We start from the raw sequence: 23,483 nt of genomic DNA, 5'->3' as shown, positions 1-23,483 counted from the left end.
CTGTCGTTCCGTGTCCACGCAGAAAAACAGCGGAAACAAGGGCAGGCAAGAGGGTTGACGAGGGTCACTGCCCTACCTAGCGTTCACGGTCAACGGAACTCGGGGGAAATCAGTTTCGCTCGAATAGGTCATAAATTTTCGGCAGCCCGCACAGCATTGTCACCGAGTTGCGGCGTCACCGACCCATGGAGGAGGACTCGCGATGAGGCGAGACCACACGGCGGAGGCGGCTTCGCCGGCCGCCGCCACATTCCTGTCCCGGCGCGGTTTCCTCGGCGCCGTCGGCGGCGGGCTCGCCGCCACCACGCTGGCCGCCTGCGGGTCGGGCGGGGGCAGTACGGGAAGCAGCTCCGAGATCGTGTTCATGAACCAGTCCCGCGGCCAGGCGGCAGCGCTCGGACAGCTGGCGCGGAAGTACACGCAGCAGACCGGCGTGAAGATCAAGATCGACGACGTCGGCCCCGCCGACTTCCTGACCAAGCTTCAGTCGAGCTCCCAGTCCCGCAACATGCCCGACATCTACTCGGCGATGGACTCCTTCTCCATGGCGCCCTACTACAAGGCGGGTTGGGCCATGGACCTGACCGACCGGCTGAAGGGCGCGTGGGGCGACACCTTCCGGCCCGCCACGATCAAGGCGTCGACGTTCGAGGCGGACAACTCGCAGGGCGTGAAGCCGGGCATCTACAGCGCCCACTGGGAGAGCCCGGCCATGGGGCTCTTCGTCAACGCCGCGATGTTCAAGGCCGCCGGGCTGGACCCGGACCGGCCGCCCGCCACCATGAGCGAGTTCATCGAGCAGCTGAGGAAGATCAAGAAGTCCGGGAAGGACCCCATCTGGTTCGCGGCCAGCCTGTCGAACCAGCTGATCCAGTCGTATGCCTCCAACTACTTCACCGACGAGGAGCTGAACGCCACCTTCACCGGCAAGGCCGGCTGGAAGAGCGAGGGCTGGCGCAAGACCTTCCAGCTCCTGGTCGACCTGCGGGACGCCGGCGTGATCTCCACAGGCTCACTTCCGTCCGGCAACAGCGACAACCCGAACGTGGAGAAGGCCTTCTTCAACACCCGGAGCGTCGCGGCCATCTACGACGGCACCTCGGCCGTCGGGGTGGCTCGCGCGACCGCCCCGGACTTCACGGACTTCCGCTCCTTCCCGGTCCCCAAGGCCGATGACGGCACCCAGACACCGCGCATGGTGGGCGGTACCGCGAAGGGCGCCGCGGTCAACCCCAGGAGCAAGAACGCCGACGAGGCACTGAAGTTCGTGCGGTGGCTGACCGATCCGGCCCAGCAGACGGCCTTCGCCAAGGAGGTTCCGCTGATCCCCTCCGCGCAGGCCGTGCCCACGGAGAACATTCCGCGGCAGCTGACCGGCATCGCCGCGAAGATCTCCGACGTCCAGCTCGTGGCCAACCAGATGAACCAGCAGGTCATCACCGCCCTGCAGAAGGGCGCCGAGGCCATCGTGCTCAAGGAGCGCTCGGTGGACGAGGTCCTCGGCGACCTCGACACGGCGCAGCGGAGGGCGTAGTGAGGCACCGCAATCGGATGCTGGCCGCCGGTGTCTTCCTGGCGCCGGCGCTGGCGATGATCGCCGTGTTCACGGTGATCCCCTTCGTCCAGGGCATTCTGCTGAGCTTCCAGTCCTGGGACGGCGTGAGCCCGGACACGCCGTTCGTGGGGCTCGACAACTTCCGCTGGGTGATGGACGACGCCGAGTTCTGGGGCTCGATGAAGAACGCCGTCGTCTTCGGCGCCGTCGGTCTGGTCGTCGCCAACGCGGTGTCCATGGTCATGGCGCTGGCCGTGCACCACGCCCGCCGCGGATCGGCGTTCTTCCGCACCGTCTACTACCTGCCCGGGGTGTTCTCCACGGTGGTGGTGGGCGTCATGTTCTCGTGGTTCCTCGACCCCAAGATCGGGATCGTCAATCAGGCGCTGAAGACGCTCGGCCTGGACGGCCTGACGCACAACTGGCTGGGTGATCCCAAGACAGCCGTGATCGCCGTTGCCGCCGTGTTCGTCTGGTACCACTGGGGGTTCGGTTTCATCCTCTTCCTCGCCGGCCGCCAGGACGTACCGGGCGAGCTGTACGAGGCCGCGTCGCTGGACGGGGCGCGCTCCTGGGCGCAGTTCCGCTATGTCACCTGGCCCGGGATGTCCCATGTCACCGGCATCGTCAGCGTGCTGACCCTGCTGAGCGGCCTGCAGATCTTCGGCACCGTCCAGGTCCTGACCAACGGCGGCCCCGCCGGCCACACCTCGGTCCCCACCCTGCACATCTACCAACAGGCCTTCCAGTTCAACGAGTACGGTCGCGCGGCCGCGATGTCGGTCATCTTCGGGGCGTGCCTGGTCGCCCTCGCCTGCGTCCAGCTGTGGGTCTCCCGCAGGCTCGGCGGATCCACCAACTCCCGGACGGAGAAGGGAAGGTGACCGTGAACACGCTTCTCGACCCGGCACCGAAGCCGAAGACGGCGCCGACACCGACGCGGCAGGGCGGTCCACGCGGCCGGCGAAAGCGTCTGCGCGGACCACGGGTAGCCCTGTACGCCCTGCTGATCGCCGGAGCGCTGGAAGCGCTGGTGCCGATCCTGTGGGTGCTGAGCGGATCCCTGCAGAGCGCCGAGCAGCTGTACAAGGGAACCGACCCCATCCCCGACCCCTTCGAATGGGGCAACTTCGCCACCGCCTGGAACGAGGGAGGCTTCAGCCAGTACCTGCCCAACAGCCTTCTGTACACCGGGGCCGCGGTCCTCGGGATCCTGGTCATCGCGAGCCTGGCCGGGTACGCCCTGGCGCGCATCGAGTTCCCCGGTCGGGGTGCCGTCGTGGGCTTCATCCTCGTCATCATGATCATCCCGATGCCGGCCTCGTTCATCGCCCAGTACAAGCTGCTGATCGAGCTCGGGCTCGCCAACACCCGCATCGGCTACATCCTCGTCCTCATCGCCGGCGGACTGCCGATCTCCATCCTGATCATGCGCGGGTTCTTCGCCAGCCAGCCCAAGGAACTGGAGGAGGCCGCCGCCATCGACGGCGCCTCCCTGCTCGGCACCTTCTGGCGCATCATCCTCCCGCTGGCCAAGCCGGGCCTGGTCGCGGTGGCCGTCATCCAGGCGATGGGGGTCTGGAACGAGTACCTCATGGGCCTGGTGCTGTTCAACGACAGCTCACTGATGCCCGTACAGCGCGGCCTCACCAACTTCGTCTCGGCGGAGTCCCCGCAACAGCAGATCCTGCTCGCCGCCTCGATCATCGCGGTCCTGCCGATCGTCATCTTCTACGCGATCGCGCAGCGCCACATCATCAGCGGGCTCTCGGCGGGAGCGCTCAAGTGACCACGCGACGTCCGGAGAGGAAGCTGCAACGATCATGAGAGTTCGGAGTGTGCGTTCCACCCTCGCGCGAGGCACCGCGGCCGTCGTAATGGCGCTCGCCGCGGCTCTGTCCGGCCCCCCGCCGTCCATGGCCGCAGACGCGGACGCGTCGAGTACGAATCGACCCCGGGTCGACATCAAGGAACTGCCGGTGCCGCCGACCGTCCCGCAGGACGGCGTGTGCACGCATCCCACCGGCTGTGTCTCGGCCGACTGGGGCGGGATCGGAACACCCGGCCCCGCCAGGGACCCGAAGTACGTGTTCCTGGGCATCACCTACGCCGGGGCGCCGGCCTCGGGCCCGGCGAGCGTCTACAGCGGCAATCAGGTCCTGGTGGTCCGCACCGACGGCACCACCTTCCCGAACGGCGAGGCGTGGAAGTGCGTCACCTGCGGGGTCTCCTACGGCTCCGAGATCGACACCAGCCAGCTCGTCTACCCACCGGCGAACGAACTGCCCGACCGCAAGCGCGTCCTGGTCAGCAACGGCATCCTGGAGTGCGGCGCCGACGGAGCGACGTACGCCGTCACCGACCCGCGCTGCACCCCGGCCAACACCCGCATCACCCCCATCTACTGGAACGACAGGCCGCTCTTCCAGCGGGACGAGCAGGGTGTCAACAACGGCAGGGAGTGGCGGCTGAGTCCCGACGGTGAGCACTTCCTGTTCAACGTCGTCGACTTCAGGGTCCTCACCATCGTCCCGTACGTCGGCCGACTCGCCTACGACCAGGAGATGGGGCGCTACCACCTCACCAACGTCTCGGTGCTGCAGAACCCGGCGGCGGCCTACCAGCCCATGGCCGTCGAGAACGGGAACCGCCTGCGATTCAACCAGGCCGGAATGGTCGGCGAGCCGCGCGGCTGGACCGCCGACGGACGGGAGACCCTCGGCATCCAGAGCCTGAACTCCGACAGCATGGACGCCTGGGCCACCGACCTGGCCACCGGCGCCTCTCGGCCGATCACCCGGAACGCCCACTACACCGACCCGATGGCCATGTCGCCCGACGGCAAGTGGCTGCTCGCCGAAGAGGTCAACGGCTCCGGACGCCTCGACTTCATCTCCGGCATGCCCGGCATCCCACCGCTCACCGCCCAACTGAGCACCGCCCCCTACGTCTCCGGAATCCGCAACGCGGGCAACCGCCGCTTCTTCTCGCCCTGGCTCGTCGACCCCGCGACCGGCCGCGGCTTCCAGATCAACGCCGGATCCGACCCGAACTGGAACGCCGCCGCCGACCCGGCGTGGCTCGCCGACAGCACCGCCGTCGTCTACACCGAGAACCTGGCCTGCGGCGCCAATCCGACACCGCACCGCTGCGCCGACTCGACGGAACCCGGAGGCCGCAACAGCCGGCTGATGATCGCCCGCTTCCCGGACTTCGAGCCCAGCGCGCCCGTGACTCCAGCGCCGGTCTCCGACCGGACCTGGGGCCGGCCCTACGACCCGAACACACCTCCGCAGCAGCCGAAGCCGGTGCCGACCGGGACGTACACCCTGCGCGGCAAGGTCCAGGGCTCGGCGACCGTCCGGATCGCCAACAACAGCGCCGGCACCCAGACGATCGGCATCGCCGTCGAGTACCGCAACTACAGCGACGACGGTACGCACATCATCGACGGCACCGAGAAGGTCGAGCGCGTCTCCAACTCGGTGCTCGGCTGCACGCCCGGCACCGCCACGGCCCTGGCCTGCGTCACGTGGACCGAGGACCTGAAGCTGTCCGGCCGGCACACGGGCACCAAGCGCACCGGCCCGGAAGGCTTCACGCTCGGCCCGTCCGCGATGCTCAGGAACGACTTCCAGGCGGTCGGCACGCTCACCACGACCATCGACGGGACCACCTACAGCCAGCCGGCCAACGGCAGCTGATCCGCGGGAGCAGTCTTCCCCGCCGCCCCCGTGCACCAACTCTGCCTTCAGGAGGCCCACTTCATGGCGGACCTGCCCGCCCGCGTTCTCTTCGGCGCCGCGTACTACCACGAGTACCGGCCGCCCTACGGCAGCGAACAGGCCGAGGAGCAGCTCAAGAACGACCTCGACCTGATGGCCGAGGCGCACTTCAGCGTCATCCGGGTCGGCGAGTCGGTCTGGTCGACCTGGGAGCCGGAGAACGACGTCTTCGACCTCGACTGGCTCCAGCCGGTCCTCGACGGCGCCCACGAACGCGGTATCTCCGTCATCCTGGGCACCCCGACCTACGCGGTCCCGCCCTGGCTGGCACGCCAGTACCCGGAGATCGCGGGTGAGCGGCGCACCGGCGAGCGCATCCCCTGGGGCGCCCGCCAGGAGGTCGACTACACCCACCCCGCCTTCCTCTTCCACGCCGAGCGGGTGGTCCGCCGCATCCTCGCCCGTTACGCCCGCCACCCGGCGGTCATCGGCTTCCAGGTGGACAACGAGCCCGGCCTTGAGCTCTTCCACAACCACGGCGTCTTCCAGCGGTTCACCGACCACCTTCGCCACAAGTACGGCGACGTGGAGACCCTCAACCGCGAGTGGGGCCTGGTCTACTGGTCGCACCGCCTGGCCACCTGGGCCGATCTGTGGAGGCCGGACGGCAACACCCAGCCGCAGTACGACGTCGCCTGGCGGGAGTTCCAGGCCGGGCTGACCACCGAGTTCATCGCCTGGCAGACCGACATCGTCCGCGAGTACGCCCTGCCCGAGCAGTTCGTCACCACCTGCCTCTCATATCCCCGCCCGGGAGTGGAGGACCACGAACTGAACGAGGCCCTGGACATCGCCGCGGGCAACCCCTACTACGGCATGCAGGACGCCCTGCTCCACGGCGAGCGCGCTTGGTCCGTCGCCCAGCTCGGGGACTGGATGTACTCCTCGCGCCAGGCCCCGTTCCTGGTCACCGAGACCAACGCCGGCACCATCGGCCCGCCCTGGGCCAACCGCCCCGCCTACGACGGCCAGTGGCGCCAGGCGGCCTGGGCGCTGGTCGCGCGCGGGGCGCGGATGGTCGAGTACTGGCACTGGCACACCCTGCACTTCGGGGCCGAGACCTATGTGGGCGGCATCCTCCCGCACAGTGGCAGACCCGGTCGGACGTACGACGAACTGGCCCGCCTGGGAGGCGAGTTGGAGGCCGCGGGGCCCCTGGTCGCCGGCCTCGAACCGGACGCGGACCTCACCATGGTCTACTCGACGCCGAGCAAGTGGCTGATGCAGAAGTACCCGCCGCTGGCCGACCCCGACGGCGGGCCCGACGCGAACGCCTACCACGGGATCTTCGACCCCTTCTACCGCGGCGCCTTCGAGGCGGGCCGCCAGGTCCGGCTCGTGCACGCCCGTCAACTGCACGATCCGAGCGGCGAACGCCCCGGCCCGAGCCCCGAGGAGGCGGCACGCCGCCACCCCGTCCTCGTCGTCCCCGCGCTGTACCTGGCCGCCGACAGCACACTGGACTGGCTAGCGGCCTACGCACACGCGGGCGGCCACCTGGTGCTCGGGCCGCGCACGGGATACGCCGACCACGAGGCCCGGGCGCGCCAGGAACCGGCGCCGGGACGGCTCGTCGAAGCCGCCGGGGCGAGCTACGAGGAGTTCAGCAACCTGGCGGCCGACATCCCGCTGCGCGCGACGCCCGGCAGCCCGCTGCGACTGCCGGAACCGGCCACGGCCACCCGCTGGGTGGACGGACTCACCGCCCTGGACGCCGAGGTGCTCGCGGCGTACGACCATCCGCACTTCGGCCGCTGGCCGGCCGTCACCACCCGCCGCCACGGTGCGGGCCGGGTCACCTGCGTCGGCACGGTTCCCGGCCGCGACCTCGCCCGCGCGCTGGCCGACTGGCTGGCGCCCGCCCCGCGCAGCGGCTGGCGGGACCTGCCGTCGTCGGTCACGGCCACCACCGGCGTCTCCCCGGACGGACGCCGCGTCCACGTCCTCCACAACTGGAGCTGGGACCCGGCGCATGTCACGGCACCGATGGCGCTGACCGACGTACTGGACGGCACCGCCGCACCGGCCGGCACGGCCCTGCGCCTGGGCGCCTGGGACGTACGGGTCTTCGTCGGCGTCGACGACGAAGTCACTTCAGCCTGAAGGCGCGCCACCACCGAACCTCATCCGTCTCCACATCACGAAGGATCCCCCCGTTTTGGCGACGACACTTTCCTCTGCCCCAAGCCCGCTGCTGAGGGTCTCCGGCACCCGGCTTCAGACGCACGACGGCACTACGGTCCGGCTCAAGGGCGCCGGACTCGGCGGCTGGATGAACATGGAGAACTTCATCACCGGCTTTCCGGGCAACGAAGCCGCCATGCGTTCAGCGGTACGGGAGGTCCTCGGCGAGCGCCGCTACGAGCTGTTCTTCGACCGGCTCCTGACCGTCTTCTTCGACGAGGCCGACGCCGCGCTGCTCGCCTCCAAGGGCGTCAACTGCCTGCGCTTGCCGGTCAACTACCGCCACTTCGAGGACGATGCCCGCCCGTTCGAGATCCGCGAGGAGGGCTTCGCCCGGCTCGACCGCGTGGTGGAACTCTGCGCGCGGCACGGCATCTACACCGTCCTCGACCTGCACTCCCTGCCCGGCGCCCAGAACCGCCAGTGGCACTCCGACAACCCCACGCACGTGGCGCTGTTGTGGACGCACCCGCACTTCCAGGACCGGGTGGTGCACTTGTGGGAGGTCATCGCGGACCGCTACAAGGACAATCCGTGGGTGGCCGGCTACAACCCGGTCAACGAGCCCGCCGACGAGTCAGGGCAGGTGCTGCCCGCCTTCTACCACCGCCTCGCGGGAGCGATCCGCTCGGTCGACCCGCACCACATCCTCTTCCTCGACGGCAACCACTACTCCACCGACTTCGACATCTTCGGCGACCCCATCGACAACACCGTCTACACCTGCCACGACTACGCACGCGCCGGCTTCGCGCGCAGCGGCGGCTACCCCGGTCACACGGACGGCATCTGGACCGGCAAGGAACAGGTCGAGGACGCCTTCCTGCGCCGCACCGCGTACATGCGCAAGACCGGCACCCCGATCTGGATCGGTGAGTTCGGCCCGGTGTACACCGGCGACCCGACGCGGGACGAGCAGTGCGCACAACTGCTCGCCGACCAGCTGGAGATCTACCGCCGGCACGAGGCGAGCTGGTCCATCTGGACCTACAAGGACGTCGGTCTGCAAGGGCTCGTCCACACCACGCCGGACAGCCCCTACCACCGCCACTTCGGCGCGTTCATGGCGAAGAAGCACCGCCTGGGGGCGGAGGCCTGGAGTTCCCCGGATGGCGAGATCCGCGAGCTGGCCAAGCCGCTCGAACACCTCGTGATCGACGAGTTCCCCGGCTTCTCTCCCCAGCCGTTCAGCACCCGGCAGTGGATGGACGTCCTCCTGCGGCACATCCTCCTCGGCCAGCCGCTGGTCGAGGAGTACGCCGCACTCTTCCGGGGTCTCGGTGACGACGACGTGCTCGCCCTGGCCGACTCCTTCGCACTGGAGCAGTGCGTACGGCGCGACTGGCTGCTGGACACGCTCGCGAGCGGATGACGGACGGCTCCGGCCGTCACTGCTTGGCTCTGACCAGCCCGGCGTCGTACGCCGTGATCACGGCCTGGATGCGGTCGCGCGCCCCGATCTTGGCCAGGACACGTCCGACGTGCTTCTTCACCGTGGACTCGGTGAGGTGGAGCCGTTCGGCGATCTCCGTGTTCGTCCAGCCCTGGCCGATGGCGACCAGGACCTCGCGTTCGCGGTCGCTGAGCGTCCGCAACCGGGGGTCCGCGGGCGCGGGGGCGCCGGTGGGTGCGAGGACCTGGTGGGCGTAGGCGTCCAGCAGGCGCCGGGTCAGGCTGGGGGCCACGATGGCGTCGCCGCTCGCGACCGCGTGGATGCCCGCCACGAGTTCCTCGGGACGGGCGTCCTTGAGGAGGAAGCCGCTGGCTCCGGCGCGCAGTCCGTCGTGGGCGTACTCGTCGAGGTCGAAGGTGGTCACGATGAGGACGCGGGTGCGGCCGCCGGTGGCGGTGATGCGGCGGGTCGCTTCGAGGCCGTCCATGCCGGGCATGCGGATGTCCATGAGGACGACGTCGGGCCGCAGTTCGGCGGCGAGGCGGACGGCTTCGGAGCCGTGTGCGGCCTCGCCGACCGGGGTGAGGCCGGGGGTGCCCTCGAGGAGCATGCGGAAGCCCATGCGCTGCAGGGGCTGGTCGTCGGCGATGAGCACGGTGGTCATGGCAGGTGTTCTCCTGATGCCGACGGAGCGGGGGCGGCCGGTACGTCGAGCGCGATGTCCACGATCCAGCCGTGGCCGGTGTCGCGCGGGCCGATGGTGACGTCTCCGCCGTACATGGCGGCCCGCTGGCGGATGCCGACCAGGCCGTGTCCCGTGCCGCCGGTCCGCGGTTCCGGCGTCGTCGGCACGCGTGCGCCTGGCGGTACGCCGGTGTCGGCGATCCGTATCCGCATCTTGCCTGCGTCGACGGTCACGGAGACCTCGGCGGCCGAGCCCGTACCCGCGTGCTTGAGCGTGTTGGTCAGCGCTTCCTGGACGATGCGGTACACGGTGAGCTGCACGCCGTCGCCCAGGGCGTCGAGGTCGCCGACGGTCCGGTAGGTCACCGTCGGCCCTGCCGATCGGACCCGAGCCAGCAGGGCGTCCAGGTCGCGGACCCCCGGCTGCGGGCTGAGTGTGCGTACGTCCTCCTGCTCTTCGCGCAGGACGCCCAGGACGCGGCGCAGTTCGCCCATGGCCTGCCGTCCGGTGTCGCCGAGGATGCGCAGGGCCTCGGCGGACTGTTCGTTCCTGTTGGCGGCGAGGGTCGCGGCGCCGTCGGCGACACCGACCATGACGGAGAGGTTGTGGCCGACGATGTCGTGCATCTCGCGCGCGACCCGGGAGCGTTCGGCGGCGGCGGTGAGCCGGACGCGTTGGTCGCGCTCGATCTCCAGGCGCCCGGCACGGTCCTCCAGCGCGGCCAGGTACATCCGGCGGATGCGGAGCGTCAGGCCGATGGCGACAGCGGCCGTCGCCGTGCCCAGCATGAAGAAGAGGGCCAGCAGCGGTTGGTCGACGTGCACCAGGACGCCGACTGCCAGCGTGAGTTGGACGACCGTCAGCGCGGCGGCCCAGCCCAGCGCCCGCAGCGAGCCGTGCAGGGCCAGGCTGTACAGGGCGACGAGCGCGCTGATGCCGGCCTGCTGCCAGAGGCCCAGCGACCACTGGGCGAGGTTCACCAGCGCGATCACGAAGAGGGTGACGGCCGGGGCCCTGCGCCGCCACCACAGCGGAATGATGAGGGCGGCGGCGAAGACGAACGGGACGCCGGAGGGCAGCTCGCCGCGGTAGGCCGTTTCCCCGAAGGGGCCGTGGTCGCTGTTGGAGAGCAGGTCGGGGAGGCTGATGAGCGCGACGACGAACACCACCGCCGTGTCGAGGAGCCACGGATGCCGGCGGTCCAGCCGCTGCTGCCGGCTCTGCCCGCGGAGCAGACGGCCCAGAAGCGGGTGTGTCCAGGCGGCGTCGAGCCCAGGGGGCGGCGGGAGCGGCGTCCCCTGGGCGGTGTGGGCGGTGTCCTTGGAGGCCGACGCCCCTTGCGGAGTCATGAACCCCATCGTCCTCGGTGCGCCGGTCAGGCGTCGGTCCGGGCCAGCCGGTACGCCGCTCCGGCGAGCGTCAGCGCAACCCAGCCGGCGAAGACCGCGAGTCCCGCCCCGGGGGAGAGGGAGTCCGCCGACTCGTGCAGGGCGTAGATGGCCGATCCCGCGTTGCTGGGAAGGTAGGGGATGACCGAGTCCTCCCACGAGTCGGGCAGCAGCGTGGCCAGTCCGGGGAGGATGAGCAGGATGCCGACCAGGACCGCGATGGCCCCGGCGGAGGAGCGCAGCAGTACTCCCAGCGCCACGCCGAACACACCCACCAGGCCGAGATAGAGGCCGGCGCCCACCAGGCTGCGCAGCACACCGTCGTCGCCCATGGCCAGCGCGATCTTCTCGCCGTCCAGGCCCAGCGTGCCCAGCTGGAACGCGGCCAGCGCGCCGATCGTGGCGAGGACGAACGCGACCACCCCGAACACGGCGCTCTTCGACCACAGCACCAGCAGCCGTCGCGGAACCGCGGCGAGTGTGGACCGGATCATGCCCGTGCTGTACTCGCCCGCCGACATCAGCACTCCGAGGACGCCCACGGCCAGCGACGCGAAGGTCACGCCGAGCAGGGCCAGACCGACCGCGTCACTGTCGCCGGAGCCAGAGCCCGGCGGCCCCTGGTCCTGGACGGCGTCGGGACTGTACGTGGCCGAGGCGATCGACCCGAGGGCGACCAGCAGGAGCAGCGCGACCGCCAGAGTGATCCAACTCGAGCGCAGCGACCAGAACTTGGCCCACTCCGAGCGCAGCACGCGACGGCCGGTCACCTTGTGCACCGCCGTGCGAGCAGGGCCGGGGGAAAGGGTGGTGGCAGTCATCAGGCGGCCTCTCGGGGGGCGTCGACGGGAGCGCTGTGGTATTCGACGGCGTCGCTGGTGAGTTCCATGAAGGCGGTCTCCAAGGAGACGGACTGCGGGGTGAGTTCGTACAGCGCCACCCCGTTCTGGGCGGCGATCGCCCCGATCTCATGGGCGTCGCGTCCGGAGACCACCAGTTCCTCGGCGGAGGAGGAACTGATCGTGACGTCCGGGCCGGCCAGCAGCGAACGCAGCTTCTGTGCCTCGGTGGTGGCGACCTTCACGCCCCCGCCGCCGGCCTGCCGGGTGAAGTCGTCCACCGTGGTGTCCGCGAGCAGCCGGCCACGCCCGATGATCACCAGGTGATCGGCGATCATCGCGGTCTCGCTCATCAGGTGCGAGGAGAGCATCACGGCCCGTCCCTCGTCCGCCAGCCGGCGCAGCAGATTGCGCACCCACAGCACGCCCTCGGGGTCCAGGCCGTTGACCGGTTCGTCGAGCATGACGATGGCCGGATCGCCGAGGAGGGCGGCGGCGATGCCGAGTCGTTGGCCCATGCCCAGCGAGAAGGCGCCCACGCGCTTGCCGGCCACGCTGGTCAGCCCGGCCAGCTCCATCACCTCGTCCACCCGGCTGCGCGCGATGCCGTGGGTGTACGCGAGTGCCATCAGGTGGTTGAACGCCGTACGCCCCGGATGGACGGACTTGGCCTCCAGCAGGGAGCCGATCTCGTGCAACGGCGCGGCGTGCTTCGCGTAGGTGCGTCCGTTGACCGTGACCGAACCCCCGGTGGGGAAGTCCAGGCCGATGATCATGCGCATGGTGGTGGACTTGCCCGCCCCATTGGGGCCGAGGAAGCCGGTCACCTCACCCGGTTTGACGGTGAAGCTCAGATGGTCGACGACCGTCTTGTCCCCGTACCGCTTCGTCAGCTCACTTGCTTCGATCATGTGCTGGGGCCTTCCTCGCCTCGAGCTCGGCCACGGACGTACCGCGGCATCCGCGTTCGAAGCTAGGGGAGTGGTCGGTCGCGGGCCTGGGACCACAGGGGAAGCGTCGGCGGCCGCGTGGTACCGCGGTACCACGCGTGATGCCCTTGCTTGCGATGGATTGGGGTGGATTCAACCGCTTTTCCGTACTGCCAGGGTTGGCGGCCGGGGCGTAGTGGTCCTCGTGTCACCGCGGATCACATGTGGACCACGGGTGCCGCGTCGGGGTCGGTGGCCGGTACGCCGCGGCGGTAGAGGATCACGCTCAGGACCAGGCCGACGCCGAAGAAGACGGCCGACCACCAGTAGGCGGTGGAGTAGGCCTCCAGGCCGGCCTGGGCCTGGACGGCGGGGTCCCTGGGGTCCTTGTCCACGAGGTAGTCGGCGGCGGCGCTGGTGGCGAGGGTGTTCAGCAGGGCCGTACCGATCGAGCCGCCGACCTGCTGCATGGCGTTGACGGTGGCGGAGGCGACACCGGAGTGCTCGGCGTCCACGCCGTCGACGGCCAGGCTCATGGCCGGGGCGATCACCAGGCCGAGGCCGAGGCCGGCCACCAGCAGCGGCGGCAGGACGTGTGTGGTGTAGCTGCTGTTCAGGTCGAGGCCGGTCAGCCAGACCATGCCGGCGGCGGCCAGGCCCATGCCGAGCGGGACGACCGGCTTGGGGCCGAGGCGGGGGACCAGCACGTTGGTGGCGAGGGTGGCGCCGATCATGAGTGTGGCGGTCATGGGCAGGAAGGCGAGTCCGGTCTCGACGGGGGTGTAGCCCAGGCTCTGCTGCAGGTAGTAGGTGAGGAAGAGGAAGACCCCGAACATGCCGGCGCCGCTGATCAGTACGGAGATGAAGGAGGCGCCGCGGTTGCGGTCGAGCAGGACCTTCAGGGGGAGCAGGGGGTGGGTGGAGCGGGTCTGCCACCAGGTGAACGCGGCGAGCAGCGCGGCGCCGGCGAGCAGCCAGCCCCAGGTCTGTACGGAGCTCCAGTCGTGGCTCTCGGCGTTGGAGAAGCCGTAGACCAGGCTGAACAGGCCGCCGCCGACGAGGAAGGCACCGGGGATGTCGAGGGTGGCGCTCTTGTCGCGGGTGGTGCGCTGGAGCAGGAGGATGCCGCCGACGAAGGCGACGGCGGCGAAGACGAGGTTGACGTAGAGGGTCCAGCGCCAGTCGGCGTACTCGGTGAGCAGGCCGCCGAGGAGCAGGCCGATGGCTCCACCGGCGCCGGCTATCGCGCCGTAGACGCCGAAGGCCTTGGCGCGTTCCTTGGGGTTGGTGAAGGTCGTGGTCAGCAGGGCCAGGGCGGCCGGGGCGAGCAGCGCGCCGAACACGCCCTGCCCGGCACGGGCGACGATGAGCATCTCGAAGCTGGTCGCGGCGCCACCGAGTGCGGAAGCGCCGGCGAAGCCGACCAGGCCGACCAGGAAGGTCATCTTGCGGCCGAACAGGTCGCCTATACGGCCGCCGAGCAGGAGCAGGCTGCCGAAGGCGAGGGCATAGGCGGTGACGACCCACTGCCGGTCGCCGTCGGAGAAGCCCAGGTCCTTCTGCGCGGAGGGCAACGCGATGTTCACGATCGTCGCGTCCAGCACGACCATGAGCTGGGCCACGCCGATGACGGCGAGGATCCACCAGCGATGGCGGGGCGGCGCGTCGGCGGATGGGAGGACGGACACGGTGGCCGTGTCAGCCGTCTCGGCGGGGGTTTTGGACATGGCGAAACTCCATGAGAAGAGGGGGACAAAGGGCGGGACGGCTGCGTCGTCGGAGCTCGTCACGTGGTGGAAAGAAGGAGAATCAGGCCGCCCAGGCGCCCGGGCGAGCGGCTCCAGCGTTACGACGGCAGGAGGCGTCACAGGGAAGGACGGCCGACTTGAGTTCGGGTGCGGGTCCCTTCAGCGCCCGGCGGGCTTCCCGGGACGAGGCGGGGGAGTAGGTCTGCCAGTACTGGGCCTGGCGATTGAGCTGGCTGATCAGCGCCATGAGATCGGTCGCGGCGGGGACGCCTGGGATGCCGAGGCGGTCTGTCCACTCCTCCCCGAAGGCCCGCCGAAGCACGCTGTCGATGAGGTGGCGCAACTGCTCCTCGGACAGGACGGCGCCCGGCGCGCCGGCCATCGCGTGCGCCTGCGCGTCGATCATGGCGGCGGTCAGCGCCGTCGAGTTCTCGTCGGGTGCGGGCGTCGTGGCGTCCAGCAGGTCCCGCAGGCGGCGGGCGCCGGCGTGGTCGACCACGTCCTGGTGAAGGCTTTCGTCGAGCCCCAGGAGATGAGCGACATACGACCAGTACCGGTAGAGGGAGCGCTCTTCCTCCGGAGTGATGTCGATGCCGACGGCCTCCAGGGCCTGGGAAGCGATGAGGGTGAAGCCGAGCCAGGTGCGGGCCATGTCGAGCTGGCCGACCAGCAGGCCCCGGGCCCCGCTGTCCCAGTCCGTGAGGCTCGTGGCGCGCATACGGGCATGGGCCAGCCGGACCTCGACGGTGGCCAGGTATCCCGGTCGTCCGCGCAGCAGCCCTCCCGGCCGTATGGTCTGGCGCGCCCACACTCCGGTCTCCGCGAGCCGGTGTGCGGCCATGTCGGCCGGGCTGCCTGCTTGGGCCAGCAGTCGTGCGGTGGCCGGGGAGGCGTAGCTGTGCGCGAGTGCGCTGGTGATCGAGCAGAGCCCGAACCACATGGGGGGCACGGACAGGCTCACGACATCGCCCCTGTGGAGCATCAGCGGGTCCATCCAGGAAGGGGTGGCCTCGAGTTGCTTCAGCAGTGCGGCGACGGCCGCGGGGGGCTGTTGGCCCAGACTGGGCAGGCCGCGCCTGAGGCCCGCGTCGAGGGCACGCTGTGCCCGCGGGCCGTAATGGTCGAGTTCGGCGACGACGGCATCGGCGAGCGGATCCCCGGCGGTGAGCAGGGTCAGCACGTGGTCGGCCATGTGGGGTGTGTGCTTCGCATCCATGGGGCTCTCACTTTCGAGCAGGTGCGGCCGTCCGGCCGCCAGGTGAGGGGGGAGACGTGCTCGGTTGCCGATCCGCGCGGATCAGTCTGTGGAAAAGCGGCTGCTCAAGTCGCTTCTCTGCTTCAGATTTACTCTCTGACACCTGTCAGATTAGCCTCATTCTGACAGGTGTCAAGTAAGCTGGTCGCGGATCCGCGAGATGCTTGCGGGCCCTGTCGGGGACGCAGGCCACGCAGGCACGAGAAACATTTTTGGAGGCGACGGTGGGCGCAAGAGCCGAATCCACCCGACGGCCGGGACGCCCCGGTGCGGGTACTCCCGCGGTGCCCGAAGAGGAGAGCATCCTGCAGCGAGGGCTGGAGGCCTTCGCGGAGCTGGGCTACGAGCACGCTTCCGCACGCGAGCTGGCCCGCCGCCTGGGCGTCAGCCACAACTTCATCAACGACCGCTACGGGTCCAAGTCGGCCTTCTGGCGCGCTGTGGTGGACTCCGCGCTGGAGACGCAGCTGTCACGCCTGCCAGAGGTTGCTACCTCGCTCGACGACGCCGAGCGTCTGCGGCAGCTCATCACCGGCTTCTACCTGACCGCTGTGGACACGCCGCGCATGGATCGGATCATGCTCGATGAGTTGTCCCGGGACACCGAGCGGCTGGACTACCTGTACGAGCGCTACATCGCTCCGACCCTGCAGCTCATGATCCCGAGCATCGAGCGGCTCGTCGCCTCCGGACGTATCGCGCCCATCCCGATGGACGTGCTGTTCTTCGCCGTCATCCCTCCCGTCTCGGGAATTCTGGAGGGGCCTCTGGCGCGGCGCCTGGGCAGGCCCGTGCCCGCCTCGCCGGAGCAGCTCGCAGCCACGGCGGAATCACTGGCGGAGATCGTGGTCAACGGGCTGCTCGCGACGGGTGCGGCGGGACGCAACTCAAGCTGAACTCGAGGCAGCGCTCCTTGGCATGCCCTCATGCCACCTCGCCTGCCCTCCTTTCGACCAGTCCGAACCGTCCGAAAGGACAGCGGCGGTCAGGCTGTCCCGCCCCAGCTGACGTGAATGCGGCGCGCACCGTCCGGCGCGTGCTCCTGCTCCTCCAGCGAGGCGTGCACGGCGGCGCGGACCGTCGCACATGCCGTGGCGGTCACATCACCGGGCAGCAGCCGGTCCGCGCCTTCCTCCGCGCCGGGTGGGCCGACGTCCAGCCGTACCCCGCGTGCGCGCAGGATCCGGCGCAGCGACACGGCGAGCCGCTCGAAGGCGTCCCCGGCGCGCTCCTCCATCAGCGCCCGGTCGAGCTCGGCCAGCGAGCGCAGTTCGGTCAGGGCGGAGACGGCGAGATCGATGGCACGCGCGCGGGCGTTCGGGGCGTCCAGGCCGCGGTCGCGAAGGACGCCGAGCAGGGCGGTCAGCGCGGTTCCGTGGGCGTCGCCGAGTTCGGTGATGGCCATGGCGCGTGCCGCTGCCGCCGCCCGGCCCACGGCCAGCATGCCGGGAATCGCCTCCCTCCGCAGGCCTTCCCGATGCGCGGTCAGCAGGTCCCACAGCGCTTGGGCGGATGCCAGACGCTCCTTCGGCACCGGGGCGTCCTCGGTCAGTACGAGCACCAGCAGCGCGCCCTGCTCGGTGATGTCGCTGGCCAGGGTCACCACGGGTACGTCGACTCCGGCCATCCGCGCCCGCCCCTGCCAGCTGCCCCGCGCCGGCACCCGGGACCGCAGCGCGGCCAGGTCGGCGGTGGTGATGGAGGAGCCGGGTCCGCCGGGTGACTCGCCGTAGGTCTTGAACGGGGCGTACGAGCTGTTCCTGCCCCGTGACCAGGGCGCCTGGGATGCCGACGCAGCACGGGCGGCGCTGCCGATCGATGCCGAAATGGCGTCCCGCCGCGGGGTGCAGCCGAGCGGCTGGCCGGTGCATGCCACGATGCCAGCGGGCACGTGGACGTATGGGCCGTACCGGCCTCTCGCCTTCTCAGGCTGACATCAGGCCTTCGCAGGTGCGCCGGCGGTCCGGTCCCAGGTGGCGGCGGTGACGCCGCGTTCGCGCAGCACCGCTTTGCGGACCTTGCCGGTCTCGGTGAGCGGCAGGGACGGGACCGTCTCGATGTACCGGGGTACGGCGAACGTGGGCAGCTCGCGCGCGCAGTGCCGGGTCAGGTCCTCCGGGTCCAGCATGCTGCCGGGCCGGAGGACGATCGCGACCATGACCTCGTCCTCGGCCAGCTCCGAGGCAACGGGGAAGGCCGCGGCTTCGGCGACGGCCGGATGGGAGCGGACGGCCGCCTCCACCTCGTACGAGGAGATGTTCTCGCCGCGCCGCCGGATGACGTCCTTGATGCGGTCGACGAAGCGGAACCAGCCGTCCGGCTCACGGATCACGCGGTCGCCGGTCCTGCGCCAGGAGTGGGGCGGTGGTGCCGACTCGCCCAAGTAGCCGGTGCAGAAGGCGAACGGCTGCTGACTGCGGACGAGAAGTTCGCCGGGCGTGCCGTCCGGGACGGGAACGAGGGCCTCGTCGACCACGCGTGCCGAGAAGCCGTCGCGCACGGTGCCGATGAGACCGGGCCGCTGCTGCGCCGGGGTGGAACCGATGACGAGGTTCGTCTCCGTGGAGCCGAATCCGTCGACGAGAGTGACGCCGAAGCGCTCGCGGAAGGGCTCCCAGGCGGGGCCCGGAGTGGCGGGGGAGAGGCCCCGCCAGGCACGGTGCCCGCGGTCCTGCTCACCGGGCGGCTGGGCCAGCAGCATGGGCACCATCGCCCCGAGCAGATGAATGACCGTGGCGTCGGTCTCCGCCACCCTCGCCCAGTACTTCGAGGCGGAGAAACGCTCGTCGAGCGCGTAGGCGGCACCGGCCACCATGGCCTGCGCCAGCGCGTTCAGGGCGTTGGTGTGGAAGAGCGGAAGGCAGGTGTAGAGCACGTCGTCCGAGGTGAGCCGCAGCGAGTCCGCGACGTTGCGGCCCCACCAGGCGAACTGCGCGTGCGGGCAGCGCACCCCTCGTGGTGTCCCCGTGGTGCCCGAGGTGAACAGGATCGAAGCGGTGTCGTACGGCCGGACCGCGGCCGGTGGGAGAGCCTCGGCCTCTCCCGGTCCTGGGGCGTCCTCCTCGCCCACGGTCCAGAGCGTGCCGCGGTAACCCGACTCGACCACCCGGCCGGCCGCCTCCGCCTCGGTGAGCAGGAAGGACGGCGCCGCCTCCCGCAGGACGTGACGCAGACTCCGGCCGCGCAGACCGGTGTTGAGCGGCACCAGCACCGCGCCGAGCCAGGCGCAGCCGAGGATCAGGTCGACGAACTCGACCCGGTTCGACAGCAGGGCCGCGACCCGGTCGCCCGGCCGGCAGCCGCGTGCGGCGAGCGCTCCCGCCGTCGTCGCCGCGGCCTGACGGGTCTGCCGGTACGTGCGCTCTGTCCGGCCCACGCGCAGGAAGACGCGGTCCCCGTACTCCTCCGCCGAGGAGTCCAGCAACTGCGGGATCGTCATGGCGTTCAGCGGGATCGTCACGGCGTTCACTGAAGCACTCCGGCCTCCCGCAGTCGACCGAGCCGCTCGGCCGGGATCCCGGCCCACTCGCTCAGCACCTCGTAGGTGTCGGCACCGAGCAGGGGCGCGGGCTTGCGTATGCCGCCCGGTGTGCCGGTGAGGCGGACGGGCACGCCCTCGTGGAGGAAGGCGCCCGCGGCCGGGTGCTCAAGACGGACGTAGAAGCCACGTGCCCTCAACTGCGGATCGTGCTCGACGAGTTCCCGGCCGTCCTGCACGGCACCGGCCGGAATCCCTCGCTCCTGCAACAGCTCGGCGGCGGCGTCGGCGGGCAGGCCGCGCGCCCAGTCGCCGAGTACGCCGTCGACCAGCGTGCTCTCCCGCCTGCGGCCGTCGGCGGTCAACAGCCGTGCGTCCTCGGCCAGTCCGGGTTGCCCGATGGCGTGACACAGGGCCGTCCACTCCTCGTCCGAGCGGACGCTGACGGCGAGCCAGCGGTCGGCACCCAGACAGCGGTACACACCCTGAGGGCTCCACCGGGGGTGTGCGTTGCCCATCGGCGACCGTGCCGATGTGAGGAGACTCGTCCCCATGTGGGCGGCGATCGCCTCGAGTTGGGACAGGTCGACGTGCTGCCCGCGGCCAGTCTCCGCACGGTGTTCCAGCGCGGCGACCGTGGCCAGCGCGGCCTGGAGTCCCGCGACGATGTCGCCGTGGCCGTAGATCACGCCCACCACGTCGTCCGGGCCCCAGCCGGTGAGCCCGGTCAGTCCGCCACTGGCCGAGACGGTGTCCGCGTACGACACCCAGCCGGACCGCGGGCCGGTGTGGCCCATGCCCGACATGCTCACGTAGACGAGGCCCGGGTTGATCTCGCGCAGCGCTTCATAGCCGAGGCCGAGCCCCGTCATGACCGTGGCGCTGAAGTTCTCCACGAGGACGTCGCAGGAGGCGATGAGTTCGCGCAGTACCGCGACGCCCTCCTCGGTCCGCGTGTCGAGCGCGATGCTGCGCTTGTTCCGGTTGACCTCGTTGAAGTAGCCGTTGGTGTTCGGGTCCGTGTGGTCGCCCCGGGAGAGGTGCATGAAGGGCGCGAAGCGGGTCGGGTCGGGGCGGCGGACGGACTCGACCTTGATGACGTCGGCGCCGTGGTCGGCGAGGACCTTCGTGCAGTACGGGCCCGCGAGCACCCAGGTCAGATCGAGGACGCGTACGCCGTCCAGGGCGGGCAGGCCGGGGGAGTCGCCGTCGACCGGGCGCGCCGCACGAGGTTCGTCGAGCAGCGCCTGGTCGGCACCGGGCCCGGGCACGCTGAGCGCCGTGACGCGGCGGCCCTCCGGGAACGCGAAGGGGAAGCCGAGGTCGGTCCGTTCTCCCTGCTCCGTTCGGACCTGTGTGAAGAAGCCGCGCGCGGTGAGCTGCGGGTTGTCCGGCAGTTCGTGGGGCAGGTCGACGGCGGCCCACGGCAGTTTCCTGGCCTGGGCCCGCTCCGCGAACTCGGCCTTCGGCCATGCGCCCACGAAATCCTGCACGACCTTGAACACATGCTCCTGATGCTTCTTGCGCTCAACGGGGTCCTGCCACCTGGGCTCCGCGAGATCGGCCTCCGCGCCTTCCTCGCGCAACCAGGCGAGCAGCGCGTCCCACATGCGGGGGCTGCCGCCGAGCCCACCGCCCAGATAGCCGTCCTTGGCCCTGAACAGGCCGTGCGGGACCAGCGGATGCACCCGTCCCGGGCGCGGCGGGACGCGGTCCTCGTGCAGATAGGCGAGGGCTCCCGCCTCCAGCGCGGCGGCCACACACGCCTGCGCGGAGACGTCGATGAGCTGCCCCGGACCCCTGCGCCGCGCCCGCAGGCCGAGCAGGACGGCGATCGCCGCGTTGACGCCGGCGAGTTGCTCCGCCTGGTTCTCCGGCAGCCGCAGGGGCGGGCCGTCCGGATCGCCGACCTGCGCCAGCATGCCGCCGAGCGCGGCCACCACCAGATCCGTGCCCTGCCAGTAGCTGCGCGGGCCGACGAGGCCGAACGGGGTGACCCGTACGTGTACGAGGTGGTCGAGACCGGCGGTGACCGGCTCGGCGCCCTCGGTGCTCCCGTCGAGCAGCGCGTCCGCGCCCTCAAGGAGCCGGCGCAGTTCAGCGGCACCTTCGGGCGCGCCCGTATCGAGGGCGACCGAGCGTTTCCCGGCGTGCCAGTGAGCGAAGGCGTCGCCGTCGAGTTCGTGCCGGGTCGCATCGCCTCCCGGCGGTTCGACCAGCACCACCTCGTGACCGAGGCCCACCAGGAGCCTGCCCGCGAAACGGGCGAAGGGACTGGACAGTTCGACGACGCGCACCACGGATTCACTCACTGTCGCTCCTCGGCAAGTCAGTCGTGCTGTTGGTTCAGGAAACCGGTGACGACGGTGTAGTAGTCGTGCGGTCGCTCCTCCTGGAGATGATGGGACGTCCGGCTCATCACATGGAGGTTGCCCCGGGGGACCATCCGGGCAAGCATCAGCGGGTAGTCCGGGGTGAGGAACGCGTCGTACATGCCCCACATGAACAGCGACGGCGCCTCGATCCGGCCCAGTTCCCCGGTGAGGTCCTGCCAGTCGCCGCGCGGGTTGTCGGACGCGGCGGCGAGTGCCATCTCCTCGGGGTCCAGGCTCTGTTCGTGACGCAGCTTCACCGTGCCCTCGGGGATGGCGTCCGCGTCGTACCACTCCAGGCGGGCCATCAGCTCGCGCATCTTCTCCGGCGAAGGGCCGTCGCCGCCGTAGTACACATCCCGGGCGTTGCGACCACGACGCGCGCCCTCGGGGAGGGGCGCGAGCGGCCCGTAGAAGACCGGCATGCTGCCGGTGATGACGAGGGACCGGACCCGTTCGGGGTACTTGGCGGCCAGGTTGAGGGCGATGGTCCCGCCCCACGAGTTGCAGACGAAGTCGGCGCGTGCCACGCCCAGCGAGTCGAGCAGCGCCACGGTCTTGGCGGCGTGGTAGTCCCACATGGGGCCCTTGATGACCGGCTTCGCGGACTTCCCGTACTGCAGGATGTCGACGAGGAAGCACCGGCGGTCCTCGGCGAACAGCTGCGCCACCTGCCCGAAGTCCGACCAGCCCGTGCACCCCGGGCCGCCGCCGTGCAGGAAGACGGTGGGGCTTCCCTCGCCCATCTCGATGTAGTGGTAGGTGACGCCGTCCGCCTCCGCGTAGGCGCCCTGCGGAGGCGGCTGAATGTCCATGAGGTCCATGTCCCGCATGGTGTCCCGCGAGTCGGGCCCGCCCAAGCGGAGCGGTCCGCTGAGCGGGCCGGTTCCGTGGTGACGCGGAAGGCGTCGCGGCTAGCGTCCGGACGTACGGGTGTGGCTCTCGAATGTGGAGGCGGTGCATGGCGAGCGGTCTTGACCTGGCCGAGGAGCGGGCACGGGCGTTGGCCGGGCGGTTCGAGCGACGGCAGCTGGGTGTCGTACGGGCCGAGGACGCCGCGGAGTTCGCCCGGGCGGCCGGCGAGACCGCGCCGCACCTGACGGATCCGGACAGCTCCCGGTTCACCGTCCACCCCATGTACGTCGTCAGCCTGCTGCGCGGCGCGCCCGGAGCCGGCCCCGACGAGGTCCGGCCGGACGGCATGTACCGCGACGAGGTCCCCGGCACCGACGGGCTCGACGTCCGGCTCATGGCAGGTGGTCAGCAGGTGCGCTGGACGGACGAGGTGCGGCCGGGGGACGCGATCGAACTGCTCCGGGTTCTCACGGCAGTTGAGCGCAAAGGGGCGGGGGACGGGTTCCTGCTGCTCACGGTCGAGAAGACGTACAGCACGACGCGCGGAACGCTCGTCGAGGTCACGGAGAGGTTCATCGCCAGGTGAGGGGATACGGCGACGTCACCGTCGGGCAGCCGGTACCGCCCGTGGAGTTCACCCCCGACGCGGTCGCCCTGCTGCGTTTCGGCGCCGTCACCCGCAACACCCATCGCATCCACTACGACACCGCCTTCGCCCGGTCCGAAGGGCTGGCCGACCCGGTCGTCATGGCGCAGCTGCACGGCTGCCTCTTCCACCGGGCCGCGGCGGGTTTCGCCGGCGAGACCGGGCGGGTGCGCGAGGTCGCGTGGCAGAACCGGGCGCCCGCCCATGCGGGGGACCGGCTCGTGGTCACCGGCACGGTACGCGAGGTTGATCGAGCGCGTGGTGAGGTCACGCTCGACCTGGTGGAGCACTGCTCGGCCGCGCACGGCGACGGCCCCGGAACCGTCTGCTGCCGGGGCCATGCCGTGGTCGTACTCGCCTGACACCGACAT

At 70.5% G+C, this 23,483-nt stretch carries 19 protein-coding genes; 9 read left to right on the top strand and 10 right to left on the bottom strand.

The genetic code is table 11. The features are described from left to right. Positions 1-202 precede the first annotated feature (202 nt). From OG828_RS09785 to OG828_RS09760, 6 genes are all read left to right on the top strand, one after another. On the top strand, positions 203-1,534 hold the full coding sequence (locus OG828_RS09785) for an ABC transporter substrate-binding protein (protein ID WP_328500840.1): 1,332 nt from the start codon (positions 203-205) through the stop codon (positions 1,532-1,534). Beyond that, positions 1,534-2,439: a carbohydrate ABC transporter permease gene (locus OG828_RS09780; RefSeq protein ID WP_328500839.1), complete on the top strand. Its 906-nt coding sequence runs from the start codon at positions 1,534-1,536 to the stop codon at positions 2,437-2,439. The genes OG828_RS09785 and OG828_RS09780 overlap by 1 nt, the downstream gene beginning before the upstream one ends. 2 nt (positions 2,440-2,441) lie before the next feature. Further along, positions 2,442-3,344: a carbohydrate ABC transporter permease gene (locus tag OG828_RS09775; RefSeq protein ID WP_328500838.1), complete on the top strand. Its 903-nt coding sequence runs from the start codon at positions 2,442-2,444 to the stop codon at positions 3,342-3,344. Between the two features lie 49 nt (positions 3,345-3,393). Beyond that, a complete protein-coding gene (locus OG828_RS09770) occupies positions 3,394-5,259 on the top strand; it encodes a hypothetical protein (protein ID WP_328500837.1) in 1,866 nt (621 codons plus the stop codon). A gap of 63 nt (positions 5,260-5,322) precedes the next feature. After that, positions 5,323-7,443, top strand: coding sequence for a beta-galactosidase (locus OG828_RS09765; RefSeq protein WP_328500836.1), 2,121 nt, complete (start codon positions 5,323-5,325; stop codon positions 7,441-7,443). Between the two features lie 55 nt (positions 7,444-7,498). Next, positions 7,499-8,896 (top strand): glycoside hydrolase family 5 protein, encoded by a 1,398-nt coding sequence (locus OG828_RS09760; RefSeq protein WP_328500835.1) that lies wholly within the window; start codon positions 7,499-7,501, stop codon positions 8,894-8,896. A 16-nt stretch (positions 8,897-8,912) separates the two neighbouring features. Here OG828_RS09760 and OG828_RS09755 read toward each other — a convergent pair whose 3' ends face one another. From OG828_RS09755 to OG828_RS09730, 6 genes are all read right to left on the bottom strand, one after another. Then, complete coding sequence (locus OG828_RS09755) at positions 8,913-9,581, bottom strand: response regulator transcription factor (protein ID WP_328437534.1); 669 nt, start codon at positions 9,579-9,581, stop codon at positions 8,913-8,915. Beyond that, the gene (locus tag OG828_RS09750; RefSeq protein ID WP_443062382.1) at positions 9,578-10,960 is read right to left on the bottom strand and encodes a sensor histidine kinase; all 1,383 of its coding nucleotides are present in this window, start codon (positions 10,958-10,960) and stop codon (positions 9,578-9,580) included. Before OG828_RS09750 ends, OG828_RS09755 begins: the two co-directional genes overlap by 4 nt. A 17-nt stretch (positions 10,961-10,977) precedes the next feature. After that, positions 10,978-11,811, bottom strand: a complete 834-nt coding sequence (locus OG828_RS09745) for an ABC transporter permease (protein ID WP_328437532.1) — start codon at positions 11,809-11,811, stop codon at positions 10,978-10,980. Beyond that, positions 11,811-12,740: an ABC transporter ATP-binding protein gene (locus OG828_RS09740; protein WP_328500833.1), complete on the bottom strand. Its 930-nt coding sequence runs from the start codon at positions 12,738-12,740 to the stop codon at positions 11,811-11,813. Before OG828_RS09740 ends, OG828_RS09745 begins: the two co-directional genes overlap by 1 nt. 236 nt (positions 12,741-12,976) lie before the next feature. Then, positions 12,977-14,485, bottom strand: a complete 1,509-nt coding sequence (locus tag OG828_RS09735; protein WP_328500832.1) for an MFS transporter — start codon at positions 14,483-14,485, stop codon at positions 12,977-12,979. Between the two features lie 82 nt (positions 14,486-14,567). After that, complete coding sequence (locus OG828_RS09730; RefSeq protein ID WP_328500831.1) at positions 14,568-15,722, bottom strand: oxygenase MpaB family protein; 1,155 nt, start codon at positions 15,720-15,722, stop codon at positions 14,568-14,570. A 323-nt stretch (positions 15,723-16,045) separates the two neighbouring features. Here OG828_RS09730 and OG828_RS09725 point away from each other — a divergent pair, with 323 nt between their 5' ends. Then, the gene (locus OG828_RS09725) at positions 16,046-16,657 is read left to right on the top strand and encodes a TetR/AcrR family transcriptional regulator (protein WP_328352676.1); all 612 of its coding nucleotides are present in this window, start codon (positions 16,046-16,048) and stop codon (positions 16,655-16,657) included. Positions 16,658-16,746: 89 nt separating this feature from the next. Here the strand turns inward: OG828_RS09725 and OG828_RS09720 are convergent, their stop codons facing one another. The 4 genes from OG828_RS09720 to OG828_RS09705 are packed head-to-tail and all read right to left on the bottom strand — an operon-like array spanning position 16,747 to position 22,435. After that, a complete protein-coding gene (locus OG828_RS09720) occupies positions 16,747-17,637 on the bottom strand; it encodes a hypothetical protein (protein ID WP_328500830.1) in 891 nt (296 codons plus the stop codon). Positions 17,638-17,697: 60 nt separating this feature from the next. Next, positions 17,698-19,221, bottom strand: a complete 1,524-nt coding sequence (locus OG828_RS09715) for an AMP-binding protein (RefSeq protein WP_328500829.1) — start codon at positions 19,219-19,221, stop codon at positions 17,698-17,700. A gap of 5 nt (positions 19,222-19,226) precedes the next feature. Further along, a complete protein-coding gene (locus tag OG828_RS09710; RefSeq protein WP_328500828.1) occupies positions 19,227-21,551 on the bottom strand; it encodes a CaiB/BaiF CoA-transferase family protein in 2,325 nt (774 codons plus the stop codon). Positions 21,552-21,568: 17 nt separating this feature from the next. Further along, positions 21,569-22,435 (bottom strand): alpha/beta fold hydrolase, encoded by an 867-nt coding sequence (locus OG828_RS09705; protein ID WP_328352616.1) that lies wholly within the window; start codon positions 22,433-22,435, stop codon positions 21,569-21,571. A gap of 137 nt (positions 22,436-22,572) precedes the next feature. On the opposite strand from OG828_RS09705, the gene OG828_RS09700 reads away from it, so the two are divergent. Together OG828_RS09700 and OG828_RS09695 are read left to right on the top strand one after the other, a co-directional pair. Continuing rightward, the gene (locus OG828_RS09700; RefSeq protein WP_328352613.1) at positions 22,573-23,052 is read left to right on the top strand and encodes an FAS1-like dehydratase domain-containing protein; all 480 of its coding nucleotides are present in this window, start codon (positions 22,573-22,575) and stop codon (positions 23,050-23,052) included. Beyond that, positions 23,049-23,474, top strand: coding sequence for an acyl dehydratase (locus OG828_RS09695; protein ID WP_328500827.1), 426 nt, complete (start codon positions 23,049-23,051; stop codon positions 23,472-23,474). The genes OG828_RS09700 and OG828_RS09695 overlap by 4 nt, the downstream gene beginning before the upstream one ends. The last annotated feature ends 9 nt before the right edge of the window (positions 23,475-23,483 follow it).

Source organism: Streptomyces sp. NBC_00457 (genome assembly GCF_036014015.1).
GTDB lineage: Bacteria > Actinomycetota > Actinomycetes > Streptomycetales > Streptomycetaceae > Streptomyces.
This window is presented reverse-complemented; position numbering and strand designations above follow the sequence as displayed.